Consider the following 14426-nt stretch of genomic DNA (forward strand, 5'->3'; position numbering starts at 1 on the left):
AAATAAATAACAATTTATAAAAAATTCATTTTTAATAAGTTTTACTTATAACTATTTTATGGTTTTTTAATATTTATTGATTTATCATTTCATATTATAAGTATAAATTATGAAAGGATAATTAGTTAATGTTATTAAAAAACTTTTTAAACATGTATATTGAAGGTTTTAAAAACTTAAAAGTAGGAAAAACTCTTTGGAAATTAATATTTGTAAAACTGCTCATTATCTTAGTATTTCTTAAATTTTTTATTTATGATGATAACTTTAAAAATACATACAAAACACAAGAAAGAAAAATAGATTTTGTATATAAAAATATTACAAAGGATAAATAATGGAAGAGCATTTAGTTGACTGGTCCAGAGCCCAATTCGCACTAACTGCAATATATCACTGGTTATTTGTACCACTGACTTTAGGTCTTGGTTTTATTATTGCTATTATGGAAACAATATATGTAAAAACAAATAATGAATTTTGGAAAAAAACTACAAAATTTTGGATGACACTTTTTGCCATAAATTTTGCTATTGGTGTTGCTACTGGAATTATAATGGAATTTGAGTTTGGTACAAACTGGGCAAATTACTCTTGGTTTGTAGGAGATATATTTGGAGCACCTTTAGCAGTAGAGGGAATTTTAGCTTTCTTTATGGAGTCAACTTTTTTTGCTGTTATGTTCTTTGGCTGGGATAAAGTATCTAAAGGTTTTCACTTACTATCAACTTGGTTAGTAGCAATTGGTTCAAATCTTAGTGCCTTATGGATTTTAGTAGCAAATGGTTGGATGCAATACCCCATAGGAATGACTTTTAATCCAGATACAGTAAGAAATGAGATGAATAACTTTTGGGAAGTTTTATTCTCTCCTGTTGCTATCTCAAAGTTTTTACATACTATTTCTAGTGGTTATATAGTAGCTTCATTATTTGTAGTAGGTATTTCAGCTTGGTATTTACTTAAAAAAAGAGAAATAGAGTTTGCTAAAAAGTCTATGATAATTGGAGCTACTTTTGGTTTAATTTCATCTATTTTCATTATATTAAATGGAGATGAATCAGCCCATCAAGTAGCCCTTAAACAACCAGTTAAACTTGCAGCAATGGAAGGTCTTTATGAAGGAAAAGCAGATGCAGGAATAGTTGCTGTTGGTATTTTAAATCCTAAAAAAACTCTTACAAATGATGAAGATACTTTTCTTTTTGAAATAGAAGCTCCTTATGCCCTATCACTTCTTGGATATCATAATATTCATGCTTTTGTTCCTGGACTTAAAGATTTAGTTTATGGAAATGAAAAGTATAATCTTATACCAACTTCACAAAAAATGGCTCAAGGTAAAATAGCTATTCAAGCTTTAAAAAACTATAAAGAAGCAAAAAAGAATAATGACTTAATTGCTATGGCAAAATATGAAAAAATACTAAATGAAAATATAAAATACTTTGGTTATGGACACCTTGATAAACCAGAAGACATTGTACCTCCTGTGGGTATTACTTTTTATGCTTTTCATATTATGGTAGCTCTTGGTTCTTGGTTCTTAGCTTTATTTGCTTTACTTTTATTTTTTGTTCTAAAAAAAGATATTATGCAATATAAATGGCTACTTATAAGTGCTGTTGCTTCTATACCTTTAGGATATATAGCAAGTGAGGCAGGATGGATTGTAGCAGAAGTTGGACGTCAACCTTGGGCAATTCAAGACTTAATGCCTGTTGGTATTGCAGCAACTGATATTTCATCTACAAATGTAAAAATTACATTTTATATGTTTGCCTTTTTATTTACTGCACTTTTAATAGCTGAGATAAAAATCATGTTAAAACAGATTTCAATTGGTCCAAATGGAGGTCACTAAAATGTTTGAAGAACTTACACTATTACAACTACAACAATACTGGTGGATTATAATTTCACTACTTGGTGGAATTTTTGGATTTATTATGTTTGTGCAAGGTGGGCAAACATTATTTGGTAGTATATCAAAAGGTGATGAAACCCTAAAAACTATGCTTGTAAACTCACTTGGTAGAAAATGGGAACTTGGATTTACAACACTTGTTTTATTTGGTGGGGCTTTATTTGCAGCTTTTCCTTTGTTTTACTCTACTAGTTTTGGTGGGGCTTATTGGGTTTGGATGGCAATTTTATTTTGTTTTATTATTCAAGCTGTTTCTTATGAATATAGAAAAAAACCTCAAAACTTTTTAGGGCAAAAAGTATATGAAAGCTTTTTATTTATAAATGGAAGTTTAGGTGTTATTTTATTAGGTGTTGCTATTGCTACATTTTTTTCAGGTTCAGCTTTTAGTGTAGATGAAAACAATTTTTCCCATTGGCATACAAGTTTAAGAGGCTTAGAAGCCTTAACAAATCCTTTTAATCTAAGTCTAGGTTTTGCACTATTCTTCTTAGTTAGAATCTCAGGAGCTTTGTATTTTATCAACAATATTAATAATGATATTATTCGAGATAGAGCTATAAAAAGTATAAAAATAAATATGCCTATTTTTTTAGTTTTCTTTTCAATTTTTCTTTTTATATTATTTACAAAAGAAGGTTTTGCTTACAATAATGAAGGTTTAGTTTATTTAGAAAAATATAAATACTTAATAAACTTTTTAGAAATGCCTGTTGTTTTTGCTCTTTTTATTTTAGGGATTTTGATGGTTGTAATAGCTGTTGTTGCAACTATTCACTTTAATATGACTTGCTGTATTAAAACAGGAGGAGTAGGAATAGTTTTAACTGTTATGGCACTATTTTTAAACGTAGGTTTTAATAATACAGCATATTACCCATCTATTTTTGACTTACAAAGTTCCCTTACTATTCAAAATAGTTCAGGTAGTCACTATACACTTACAACTATGTCTTATGTATCTTTGATGGTACCTTTTGTAATAGCATATATTACTTATGTTTGGTATCAAATGGATAAAGTAAAAATCACAAAAGAGGAGATAGAAGATCCTCATGCCCATAATTATTAGGAGTATATATGGAATATTTAAGTTCAATTATATGGCTTTGTTCATGGCCTTTGATTATATATATAGCTTATAAATTATCATTGAAAAATATTAAGGAATAACAAATGATAAAGGCTATGAAAAAAGGATTTGTCTACTTCCTTTTTATAATTATAGTGATAAATGTAGTTCAAAATTTAAATAAAGAAAATATAAAGGATAAAACAAATGATAGTATTTCCACTAAAAACAAATAAAAAAGATAGTGCTATTTCCCCACTATTTGGTAAAGCAAAATATTTTGCTTTTTATGATGGTAAAAGTTTACAAATCGAAAAAAATGAATTAAATTCAGGTTCAAAACTTATTGATTGGTTTATATCAAAAAATGTAGATAAAATAGTTATAAAAGAGATGGGAAGTTCACCTTATGAAAAAATCAAAAAGACTAATATAGAGATTTTTTATGCAGGAGATGAAAGAATCACAAGTGAAGAACTAATAAATAAAATAAATGACCAATCACTACAAAAACTTAAAGAAGAACAAATAAAAGAGATTATCAAAAAGCATAAAAACTCTCATAAACATTCTTCACATTAAAGACTAGAGTTTATCTAGTCTTTGCTGTAAGAAGTTTTTAACTTCTTCATAATGTATTGTTTCTTTAAAAGTATCAAACTTAGCACCAGAAGCATTTACATGACCTCCACCATTTGCTAATTTTTGAGCCATAAGTGAAACATCTACTTTTCCATCTGCTCTAAATGAAGCATTTCCTTTTCTTCCAATATCAATAAAGAAATCATAATCAGGATTAGCCTTTAAAAAAGCATTTGCTGGAATTGAGATAGAACCTAGACAGTATGTTAATAAACCTTTATGTCCATTATAAGTAACTGTAAGATTCTCTTTTACATCTGCAAGAGTTTTTACTAAATATTTTGCACTTAGATTATCTAAAGTATCATCACTTTTATCAAGTCTTAAAAACTCTTTTTTGAAAAAATGTACTTGATTATCAAGCTTGATATTTCCGTCTTTTTCATTTATAAAATCAATTGCTTTTTTAAGTAAAAAAATTCTATATTCTCTATTTAAATCAGCAAAAAGTACGTTATTTATCTCTCTTGCTTTAGTAACCATAGACATTAGAACTTTTCCAAATTCAAAGTTTTTATGTTGATCTTCTAGCCAAATATCAATGGCATTTATCGCATCTACTAAAGGCTTCATCCAAGCACTTGTATCACAAATAAAACCATCATACTCTTCAAACATATAATCATATACAATTCTTGTAGCACATCTACTTGTATCTAAATAATACCAATGAAACTTATCAGCACTTTTTTGTCCTGTTGCATGATGATCTAAAAGTTGAAGTTTTATATTAAAACCATCTTCTATTAACTTTTCTACATCTTTATCTAAATCTTTTGACTCTTGAAATGTTAGATTTAAATCACTAATTAAAAATAAAATCTCTTCATTTTTAAACTCTTTTATTTGCTCTAAAACTTTTTTAATACATAATTTAACTTCTAAACCATAATTAGCATTGTAAAAAAAACCTTCTTTAAAATACTCTTTTGTAACTAAATGACAGCCATAACCATCTAAATCATTATGTGAAATATGAAATAGTTTCATGAAGCAATATCTTTTAGAGTTAAATCTTCTAAAAAGCCATTGACTTTTGATTGTAAGTTATTTAGAAGAGGCCAAATTGTACATAACATACCTTTATGGCTTGGGCAGCTATCTATTGATGGTGCACATTCAAAAACTGATGGTATTTTCTCTTCTGCTGCTGTTGTTATTTCTAATATTGTAATTTCATCCCATGCTTTTTTAAGAGCAAATCCGCCATTTACTCCCCTATGAGATACTACAATATCATGTTTTGCAAGGTTTTGCATAATCTTTGCTAAAAATGATTTTGAAATGTCTAATTCTTTTGATAATACATCTACATTCTTTGGATTTTCACTTTTTGCAATTGAAATCAAAGAAAGTAATGCATATTCACTTTTTTTTGTTAATAACATTTTTGTCCCGATATTTTTTATTATTTGTATTTTACATGAAGTATGGTTAAGATAAGTTATTGTGAAGTATTAAAAATGATAATTAATATTTCTTTTAGTTTAGAAAAGACCAAAAAAAAGGTCACAAGCTAACTTGTGACCTTTTTTAAAATTTATTAAGTAGTCTAATTACTTAGCTCTAATTCCTAATGAAGCTACTAATTCAGTAAATTCAGTGTAAGATTTAGCTTTTAAGTATTTTAATAATCTTTTTCTTTTTCCAACCATTTTTAAAAGACCTAATCTTGAAGAGTGATCTTTTTTGTTGATTTTTAAGTGCTCAGTTAATACTTTGATTTGCTCTGTTAAAATTGCAATTTGAACTTGCGCTGAACCTGTATCACCTTCTTTTTTTGCATATTTTGCTACAATACTTGCTTTTACGTCCTGATCTAAAGCCATCATGACCTCCTAATAGGTATATTTATTTCACTTCAAAATTAAAGTGGTCGCGAATTATACTTAGTTTAATTTAAACTTAGTTTAATTTTAAAAGAATTGGGATTTATTTTCCCATTTCTTTTAAATATTTTTCATATTTGATATCTTCAAGCTTAACAGCTTTAGTTTCAACTTCATCTCTCATTTGTTTTTTATACTCTGAGATTTTCTTTCTTACTTCTTTAGATTTTACTCCAATAGTTTGTGCAGCTAAGATTCCTGCATTTTTAGAATTATTAATAGCAACTGTTGATACAGGAACTCCTCCTGGCATTTGAACAATTGATAATAATGAATCTAATCCACTTAAAGAAGAAGTTTTAACAGGAACACCAATAACAGGTAAAGCTGTTAATGATGCAACCATACCAGGTAAGTGAGCAGCTCCACCAGCTCCTGCAATAATAGCTCTTAATCCTCTTTTCTCTGCTTTTTTAGAATACTCAAAAAGTTTCTCTGGTGTTCTATGTGCTGAAACGATTGTTAATTCATACTCAATTCCAAAAAACTCTAACATTTTTGCTGCATCTTGCATTACAGGTAAGTCTGAATCACTCCCCATAATAATCCCAACTAATGGTTTTTTACTCATACTTTTTTGCTCCCTTTAATTTTTAAAATTTCTTTTGCTTTTTCTACTTTTTCTAAAGCCCCATCAACACTATCATCTAAAACCGTGATATGTCCCATTTTTCTAAATGGTTTTGTTTCTTTTTTAGAATAAAAGTGAAAAGATAAACCATCAATTTCTAAGGCATCATGAATACCTTCGATTACAGGTTCACCTGTAAAACCTTCTTCTCCTAATAAATTTACCATTGCAGCAGGTGTAATTAATTTTGTTGAACCTAAAGGTAAGTTTGTAACAGCTCTAATGATTTGTTCAAACTGCGAAGTAGCACAGGCTTCAACTGTATAGTGACCTGAGTTATGAGGTCTTGGAGCAATTTCATTTACTAAAAGTTCATCATTATTTGTTAAGAAAAGCTCAACACCAAAAATACCAACTCCATCTAAAGCTTCAATTGAATCAATGGCCATTTGTCTTGCTGCTTCATTGATTTTTTCATCAATTTTTGCAGGTGCAATTACAATATCACAAATATTTACTCTATCATCAAATAGCATTTCTACTACAGGATAACAAGCAATTTGACCTTCAATATTTCTTGAAACCATAACAGCTAACTCTTTTTTAATATCAACTAACTCTTCAATAAAAGTTTCACCAGGAAGTGCATTTACTAAATCTTCTTTGTCTTTTAATAAAGCAACACCTTTACCATCATATCCACCTTTTCTTGCTTTTTGAATAATTGGTAAACCAAAACTTTCTAAATCAGCAGGAGTTTGTACATTTTTATATTTTGGTACAGGAATACCTTTTTTATCTAAAAACTCTTTTTGTTTAAATTTATCTTGAATTAACTCGATTAAATAAGGTGATGGGTGAATGTTATTATCCTCATCATAAAGTTTTTTAAGAACTGATGTATCAACATGTTCTAATTCAAATGTAGTAACATCACTATCTTTTACAATTTGTTCAAGTTTTTCTTTATCAAAAAAACCTCCAACAATTTGTTTATCAGAAACCTGTGCAGCAGGACAATCTAATGTTGGGTCAAGTATTGTTACATGAAAACCCATTTTTTTAGCTTTTACTGCCATGATTTTACCAAGTTGTCCACCACCAATAATTCCTAATTTTAAATTAGAATAGTTAAAATCTTTAGTCATTCTTCCCTCTTTTTTATTATAAATCTAATTATATAAAATCTAAATTGATAAACTTAATCAAACAATATATTCGTGATTATATCTAAATTTATCTATGATTATTCTTTTGCATTATTTTTAGTGTTATTAATTATTTTTTTTAATTATATTAAAATAATTAAATATTTTTTGATATAATTATATAAACTTAAAAAAGGCTTTAAATTTCATGACTAAAATATTAATAATTGAAGACTCAATTACTTATAGTAATGCACTTTTAGCTCTACTTAGAGCTCCAAATTTCGAAATTATACAAGCTTTTACTATCAAAGAAGCAAAACAAATATTAAAACAAAATAATGATATTGACTATATACTTTTGGATTTAATACTACCAGATGGAGAAGGTGATGAACTAGTCTTAGAACTAACAATAAAAGAAAGAAATTCTAAAATTATTGTACTAACAGCAAACAATGATATACAAAGAAGAAATCATCTTTTTGAGAATGGAGTAATTGATTACTTTTCAAAAGATGTGCCTTTGAGACTTTTAGTAAAAGATTTACATAAAGTTATTACTAATCTTACAAAAAACAAAGAAAAAGAAGTTTTAGTAGTTGATGATTCATCTTTTGTAAGAAAATCTATAAAAACAATTTTAGAAACTAAAAATTACAAAGTATCAACTGTAAATAATGGTCAAGAAGCAATAAACTTTTTAGAGAATAACCATAAAATAAATTTAATTTTTTTAGACATAGAAATGCCAAAAGTTTCTGGAATACAATTACTTGAAATCATAAAAAAAGATCCTAAAACAAAATCTATTCCTGTAATTGTTTTATCAAGCACAGAAGATAGACAAAAATATGCTTACGTTATAAAAAATGGGGCTATAGATTTTATGAAAAAGCCATTTTTAACAGAAGAGATTCTTCTTAAAGCAGACTTACATATTTCGCAAGCAGAATATATTGATACTATTGCTGAACAAGCAAAAGAATTAAATGAATATAAAAGAGTCTTAAATGAAAGTGATATTGTTAGTAAAACTGACCCAAGAGGTATTATTACACAAGTAAATGATAACTTTTGTAAAATAAGTGGTTTTTCTCAAGAGTATTTAATAGGAAAATCTCACAATGTAGTAAGACATCCCGATATGCCTAAAAAAGTTTATGAAGAACTTTGGTCTCAAATAAAACAACATAAAACATTTAAAGGTATTATTAAAAATTTAAGTAGAGAAGGAACTACATATTATGTAGATGCAACTATTTCTCCTATTATAGATATAGATGGAAATATCAAAGAGATTATTGGAATAAGACATGATATTACAGATGTTATGAATCCTAAAAAACAATTAATTGCTGATTTATCTTATTTAGAAAAACCTACTCTTATTTTTTTACAAATAGCAAATTATGAGTTATTTAAAGAGTTTTACTCGGAAACTTTAATGCATACATTTGAGTATGAATTTGCACAAATAATATTAGACTATTTCCCAAGTTTTTTTGATTTAAAAAAGGTTTATAATTTAAATAATGGATTATTTGGTTTTTTAAAAAATGAAGACTTAGATGATGACTTTATTCAAGAATCAATGAAAGAAGTAATAAATAAATTCAAAGAAATAGGTATATCTTTTATGGATACAAATTATGATGTTGATATTTGTATTAGTTATTCTAAAGAAAGCCATCATATTTTAGATGATGCTTATTTAGCTATTCAGTATGCTCTAAAATATAAAATCCCTATAATAAATGCAAAAAATTTCCATAAAAGAGCGCAGATTGAAGCTAGAAATAAATTAAAAAATATTGGTATGATAAAAGATGCTTTAGCAAAAGAAGGAAGTTTTATTTCTTTCTTTCAACCAATTGTTAACAATAATACTAATGAAATTGAAAAATATGAATCTCTTATTAGACTAATTGATAAAAAAGGAAATGTCTTATCTCCTTTCCAATTTTTGGATATTGCTAAAAAAACAGGTTATTATTCTGATATTACTGAACACGTTATTGAAAACTCATTTCAAGCTTTAAAGCACACAAATAAAGATATAACAATCAATCTATCTTCATCAGATATTGAAAATTTAAAAGTAAGGGAACAACTTTGGAAATTAGTTTCTAAAAAAGAAAACTATGGAAGAGTAACTTTTGAGCTTTTAGAAGATGAAGAAGTAAAAGATTTCAATCTAGTAAGAGAGTTTATTCTTAAAAGTAAGATTAAAGCAGGAGTTACTATTGCTATTGATGATTTTGGTAGTGGTTATTCAAATTATGAACGGCTACTTCAATTTCAACCAGATATTTTAAAAATAGATGGTTCTTTAATAAAAAATATTTTAACAGATGAATACAGTATTCATGTAGTTGAATCTATTATAGTATTTGCCAAAAAACAAAAAATTAAAACAGTAGCAGAATTTGTAGGAAATAAAGAGATTTTAGAAAAAATAAAAGAATTAGGAATTGATTATTCTCAAGGTTATTATTTAGGAGAGCCTAAAAGACTCTTCTAAGATAATCAACCACCTGTTTGATAAAAGGCTCTTGATGATACTTCATTGTCATCTTGAACTGACCATTTATTTTTTTCAGGTTTGTTTTCTAAAACTTTTTTTAGTATTGCTGCTGCTTCATCAATTTTATTTGCTCTAACAGCATCTTTTATACTCATTGCATCTTCAAAATATAAACATGGAATTAAATACCCCTCAGCTGTTAATCTAATTCTATTACATGCTGCACAAAAATCATCTTTATGTGGTTCAATAATACCAAATTCATATCCATCTTCTAATTTATAATATTGAGCAGGAGAACTAGTATCTCTTGGAACTATTTCAAAGTTTTCATATTTTTTAGAAACTCTTTGTTTTATCTCATCTGAATTTAAACCTTTAGCTCCATCTTTTGCATGGTGATTTTCCATAAACTCTATAAACCTCACAGGATAACCTTTTTGTTTACAAAAATCTAATACTTCAAGAACATCCTCATCATTAATCCCTTTAATAGGAACACAATTTATTTTTATTTTCAGACCTGCGTCATGGGCAGCTTGAATTCCTTTTAAAACTGTTTCAAGAACATTTTTTTGTGCAATTTTTGCAGCTACATCTGGTTTTAAAGAATCTAAAGACACGTTTATTCTTTTTAGACCTGCATCTTTTAATTTTTGTGCAACTTTTGGAAGTAGAAAACCATTTGTTGTTAAAGCTAAATCTATATCATTTTTATAATCATAAACCATTTTTATAAATTCATCTAAACCTTCTCTTAAAAGAGGCTCACCACCTGTAATTCTAACTTTTTTTATTCCCTCATCAATTGCAACTTTAATGAACTTAAATAAATCTTCATAAGATAATAAATTCTCTTTAGGAACCCATGAAAAAGGCTTTTCAGGCATACAGTACTGACATCTAAAATTACATCTTTCAGTTACAGATACTCTTAAATAATCTACTTTTCTTCCAAATCCATCAATTAACATTTTCTTATCCTATTCATTTGTCTATTTGAAGCATAATATAATTTCCCTTAAAAAGGTAAAATTAATTTAACCTTTCCCAAGCTTCAGATAAAGAAGTTACTCTATTAGCAAAAACTAAATATAATGCAATATTAAACTTTGCCAATTGCATTATTTCATCATCTGGGTTTTTAACAATATTTAATGCCTCATTTAAAGTGATTTTATCAAACTCTTTTTTATATAAAACACCATAATCTTTTAAAGAAAATGAAGTTTCTATAATTTCATCATTAGTTTTTTTCCAAAATTTTCCATCTTTAAAAACTTCTGGACTACCTTCACTAGCTTTTACTACAATAACTTCTTTAAAATCATCTTCAAAAATATCTAAGTATTTTTGTACATAAGGTTTATGAAATGCTGTAGTAACACCATATTCACTTACCCCTGGATTTAAAAGTTTTTCAACAGTATTAAATGCTGTTCTAAGGCCTAACTCATGTCTTAAAGTTGTTAAATCACTCAACTTATTTAAGTATTCTATCCTATTAAAGTAGAATAAAAATCGACCTAGGTCAAGATTTTCAAAAATTTCTTTAGTTGTTAGTCCATTTTTTGCTGGTTGAACATAATCACCTGAAATAACTAAATTAAGTTTTCTTATATCTTTATTGTTTTCATAAAACTTTTCTAATATTTCATCATACAAAGGAAATAAAAATGGATTCTTAACTCTTCCATCAAAAGAGTAACCAAGCTCCATAGAATCTTCAATTTTTTTTGGATTCATAAAAGATTTAAGAGCTTTAACTGTTCCCTTTAACTCACCAATAGTTTCAAATTTTGTTCTCCATGCAACTAAAAAAGCACCAATTTGAGCATCTGTAACATCTCTATTTAATATTAATTTTATTGCATCAACTATTTCATCTTCATTTAATTCTCTATTTCCTTTAGGACCTGTCCCAACTGCTTTTATATACTTTTTAAAACTCATTTTATACCTTATAAATAGTTCATTTAATTTATTTTTGTTGTAGGATAATATACAATAGCTTAAAGATAACAAATTAAAAGGACACACTTGCCTATACAAGAAACCATTTCAAAAATAAGTTTTTTTAATAGTTTAAATAAAGAACAAATAGATGAAATTGCATCTATATCAAATGTAATCAATTACCCAAAAGATTCCATTTTATACTATGAAAGTGATACCTCTAATAGTTTACTTTTTTTAGTAAAAGGTCTGATTAAAATATATAAAATTGATAAGTTTGATAATGAGATTTTCTTATATCATGTTTATGAAAATAGTATGATTTCAGAACTTAGTTCTTTAAGAAGTGATGAGATTTACTGTTTTTCAAATGCAGAATTTACAGAAGATTCAACTGTATTATCAATTGACTTTGAAAAATTTCAAGAACTTTTTCTATCAAAAAATATTCTTACAATGGATTTAATGGAAATACTATTGGATAAAACTCATCAATTACAATGTATTGTAAATAGAGAACTAGTATTTGACGCAACAGCAAAGGTTGCATTTATGTTAAATCAAGATCTTGAAATGTTTAATAAACTAAAAAGACAAGAAGTATCTTTTATGTTACATATTCAACCAGAGACACTCTCAAGAGTTCTTAAAAGGCTTGTTAGAAATAATACTATTGAAATAGTAAGTGGAAATGTCAAAATAATAAATGAAGAAGAACTAATATCAACTTTCAGAGGAGTAGGAGTATGAATCAAAATACAATAGGTAGGAAAATTAGAATTATAGGTATTTTATTTATTTTTCTAATGACAATAATTATAGCAACAACTACATATTTAAGTAGTAAAAATAAAAAAGATGCCCTAGTAATAAATATTGCAGGAAAAGAAAGAATGCTTACTCAAAGAATTTCTAAAAATATCTTTTATTTATATCATAATAAAGATTACTCCTTTTCTGAACTTGATAGTGCAACTTTAGAGTTTATTTATAATTTAAATTCTTTAAAAGATGGTAATAACTTAATTGGAATATTTAAAGCTCCTACAGATAAAATTGCAGAACAAATATCAAAAGTTGAAATTTTATGGAACAGTTTTTATAATAATATAAACAGATTTAAAGAACTTTTATTAATAAGAAATCAATCTAATGAAAAAGAATTGAAAAATATTGTAAACACTGTTTATGAAACTAATAATAAACTTTTAGAAGAAGTAGATAGATTAGTATCTATGTATACTATATATACTGAAAGTAAAACAGAATATATTAAATACATGCAATACTTTTTTGCTTTTACTATTATATTCTTAATTATCTATAGTATTATTCAGTTAAAAGCAATGGAAGAAAATGCTAGAAAATTCTTAGAGTATTCAAAAAAACTTGTAGAAACTTCAGGAACTCAACCCTTAGAACCTATAAGAATAGAAGCAGAAGAAGAGATTATAGAAGCAACAGATACAATAAATTGTTTCATAAACAAGGTTAATTCAGCAGTTGAATACTCAACTAGTGCTTCTAAAAAACTAGAAGAAATCACAGCAGAATTTGATGAGATCCTGGATGAATTAAATAATAATACAAATATATCTTCACAACAATTAAATAAAAGTGAAGATATGGTTATAGAATCTCAAGAAGAACTGATTAATTCATCAAAAAAACTTCAAGACTTAAAAAAACAATTAGATTCTCTAATTAATAACTGTAAAACTCAAGCTTAATGAGTTTTACAGAAAAAAAAGATTTTAATCTCTACTAATTTAATATACTATATTCTTATAAGGTATATTTTTGTATACTTTAAAAAATAAACTCTTAAGGTAATAAATGGGAAAGGTATATTTAACAGGAGCAGGTCCTGGAGATATAGAACTTATGACAATCAAAGCATTGAAAGTTGTACAAAATGCAGATGTTATTATATATGATAGATTAGCAAATAGTGAAATATTAAAAGAAGCAAAAAAAGATGTAAAACTTATTTTTGTGGGAAAAGAAAAAGGAAATCATAGAGTTCCACAAGATGAAATAAATGAACTTATCTATAAAAATGCTTTAAAATATGAAAATGTTGTAAGACTAAAAGGTGGTGATCCTTTTGTTTTTGGTAGAGGTGGAGAAGAAGCCTTATATTTAAAACAAAGAGATATAGAATTTGAAATTATTCCAGGAGTAACCTCAGCTATTTCTGTTCCTGCTTATGCAGGTATTCCTATTACACATAGAGGTATCACTCCTTCTTTTAGAGTTGTAACAGGTCATAGAAAAAGTAGTGATAATATTGCAAAAATAAATTGGGATAGTTTTATAGAAGATGAAACTATTGTATTTCTAATGGGCTTACACAATATTGAACTAATAGTAAGTAAACTTTTAGAAGTAGGAAAAAAAGAAGATTATCCATCTGCTATAATTTCAAATGGTACAACTAAAAATCAAAAAGTAATAACTGGAACATTAAAAGATATTGTTTCAAAATCTAAAGAAGCCCAAAGCCCTGCTATTATAATTGTAGGGGAAGTAGTAAACTTAAGAAATGAATTAAAATGGTTTAATTAAACCATTTTTCTTTTCTAAATTCTCAAAAACCCATAAAATAGAGCTTTATTTCCATTTACAGTTTTTTATAATCAATTTTATTTCTATATAATTTTTATATATCTTATTAATTTCAAAAAAGTTTCA

15 protein-coding genes are annotated in these 14426 nt (G+C 26.7%); 8 read left to right on the forward strand and 7 right to left on the reverse strand.

Features of this window, described 5'->3' with window-relative positions; all coding sequences use genetic code 11:
- Positions 1 to 128 precede the first annotated feature (128 nt).
- From ACH5BK_RS07030 to ACH5BK_RS07045, 4 genes are all read left to right on the forward strand, one after another.
- A complete protein-coding gene (locus tag ACH5BK_RS07030) occupies positions 129 to 338 on the forward strand; it encodes a DUF4492 domain-containing protein (RefSeq protein WP_404305835.1) in 210 nt (69 codons plus the stop codon).
- Positions 338 to 1864: a cytochrome ubiquinol oxidase subunit I gene (locus tag ACH5BK_RS07035; protein ID WP_404305837.1), complete on the forward strand. Its 1527-nt coding sequence runs from the start codon at positions 338 to 340 to the stop codon at positions 1862 to 1864. Before ACH5BK_RS07030 ends, ACH5BK_RS07035 begins: the two co-directional genes overlap by 1 nt.
- A gap of 1 nt (position 1865) precedes the next feature.
- Positions 1866 to 2999 (forward strand): cytochrome d ubiquinol oxidase subunit II, encoded by a 1134-nt coding sequence (gene cydB / locus ACH5BK_RS07040; protein WP_404305839.1) that lies wholly within the window; start codon positions 1866 to 1868, stop codon positions 2997 to 2999.
- A gap of 207 nt (positions 3000 to 3206) precedes the next feature.
- Entirely contained in the window at positions 3207 to 3581 is a 375-nt protein-coding gene (locus ACH5BK_RS07045; protein WP_404305841.1) for a NifB/NifX family molybdenum-iron cluster-binding protein, read from the forward strand.
- Between the two features lie 3 nt (positions 3582 to 3584).
- Here ACH5BK_RS07045 and ACH5BK_RS07050 read toward each other — a convergent pair whose 3' ends face one another.
- From ACH5BK_RS07050 to ACH5BK_RS07070, 5 genes are all read right to left on the reverse strand, one after another.
- Positions 3585 to 4631, reverse strand: a complete 1047-nt coding sequence (locus ACH5BK_RS07050) for a DHH family phosphoesterase (RefSeq protein ID WP_404305843.1) — start codon at positions 4629 to 4631, stop codon at positions 3585 to 3587.
- Positions 4628 to 5029: an RrF2 family transcriptional regulator gene (locus ACH5BK_RS07055; protein ID WP_404305845.1), complete on the reverse strand. Its 402-nt coding sequence runs from the start codon at positions 5027 to 5029 to the stop codon at positions 4628 to 4630. Before ACH5BK_RS07055 ends, ACH5BK_RS07050 begins: the two co-directional genes overlap by 4 nt.
- A gap of 168 nt (positions 5030 to 5197) precedes the next feature.
- On the reverse strand, positions 5198 to 5470 hold the full coding sequence (rpsO, locus tag ACH5BK_RS07060) for a 30S ribosomal protein S15 (protein ID WP_404305847.1): 273 nt from the start codon (positions 5468 to 5470) through the stop codon (positions 5198 to 5200).
- Between the two features lie 103 nt (positions 5471 to 5573).
- Positions 5574 to 6101 (reverse strand): 5-(carboxyamino)imidazole ribonucleotide mutase, encoded by a 528-nt coding sequence (purE, locus tag ACH5BK_RS07065; protein WP_404305849.1) that lies wholly within the window; start codon positions 6099 to 6101, stop codon positions 5574 to 5576.
- Complete coding sequence (locus tag ACH5BK_RS07070) at positions 6098 to 7249, reverse strand: 5-(carboxyamino)imidazole ribonucleotide synthase (protein WP_404305851.1); 1152 nt, start codon at positions 7247 to 7249, stop codon at positions 6098 to 6100. The genes purE and ACH5BK_RS07070 overlap by 4 nt, the downstream gene beginning before the upstream one ends.
- A gap of 208 nt (positions 7250 to 7457) precedes the next feature.
- On the opposite strand from ACH5BK_RS07070, the gene ACH5BK_RS07075 reads away from it, so the two are divergent.
- Positions 7458 to 9773, forward strand: a complete 2316-nt coding sequence (locus ACH5BK_RS07075; protein WP_404305853.1) for an EAL domain-containing protein — start codon at positions 7458 to 7460, stop codon at positions 9771 to 9773.
- Positions 9774 to 9778: 5 nt separating this feature from the next.
- Here ACH5BK_RS07075 and moaA read toward each other — a convergent pair whose 3' ends face one another.
- Both moaA and ACH5BK_RS07085 read right to left on the reverse strand, forming a co-directional pair.
- On the reverse strand, positions 9779 to 10750 hold the full coding sequence (gene moaA / locus ACH5BK_RS07080) for a GTP 3',8-cyclase MoaA (RefSeq protein ID WP_404305855.1): 972 nt from the start codon (positions 10748 to 10750) through the stop codon (positions 9779 to 9781).
- A 61-nt stretch (positions 10751 to 10811) separates the two neighbouring features.
- A complete protein-coding gene (locus ACH5BK_RS07085; protein WP_404305856.1) occupies positions 10812 to 11729 on the reverse strand; it encodes a glycosyl transferase in 918 nt (305 codons plus the stop codon).
- An 87-nt stretch (positions 11730 to 11816) separates the two neighbouring features.
- Between ACH5BK_RS07085 and ACH5BK_RS07090 the strand changes: the two genes are divergently transcribed.
- From ACH5BK_RS07090 to cobA, 3 genes are all read left to right on the forward strand, one after another.
- Positions 11817 to 12482, forward strand: a complete 666-nt coding sequence (locus ACH5BK_RS07090; protein WP_404305858.1) for a Crp/Fnr family transcriptional regulator — start codon at positions 11817 to 11819, stop codon at positions 12480 to 12482.
- Positions 12479 to 13462, forward strand: coding sequence for a type IV pili methyl-accepting chemotaxis transducer N-terminal domain-containing protein (locus ACH5BK_RS07095; protein WP_404305860.1), 984 nt, complete (start codon positions 12479 to 12481; stop codon positions 13460 to 13462). Before ACH5BK_RS07090 ends, ACH5BK_RS07095 begins: the two co-directional genes overlap by 4 nt.
- 106 nt (positions 13463 to 13568) lie before the next feature.
- Positions 13569 to 14300 (forward strand): uroporphyrinogen-III C-methyltransferase, encoded by a 732-nt coding sequence (gene cobA, locus ACH5BK_RS07100; RefSeq protein WP_404305862.1) that lies wholly within the window; start codon positions 13569 to 13571, stop codon positions 14298 to 14300.
- Positions 14301 to 14426: the final 126 nt, after the last annotated feature.

This window comes from Arcobacter sp. YIC-80, assembly GCF_044841725.1.
In the GTDB taxonomy this organism is placed as follows: Bacteria; Campylobacterota; Campylobacteria; order Campylobacterales; family Arcobacteraceae; genus Arcobacter_B.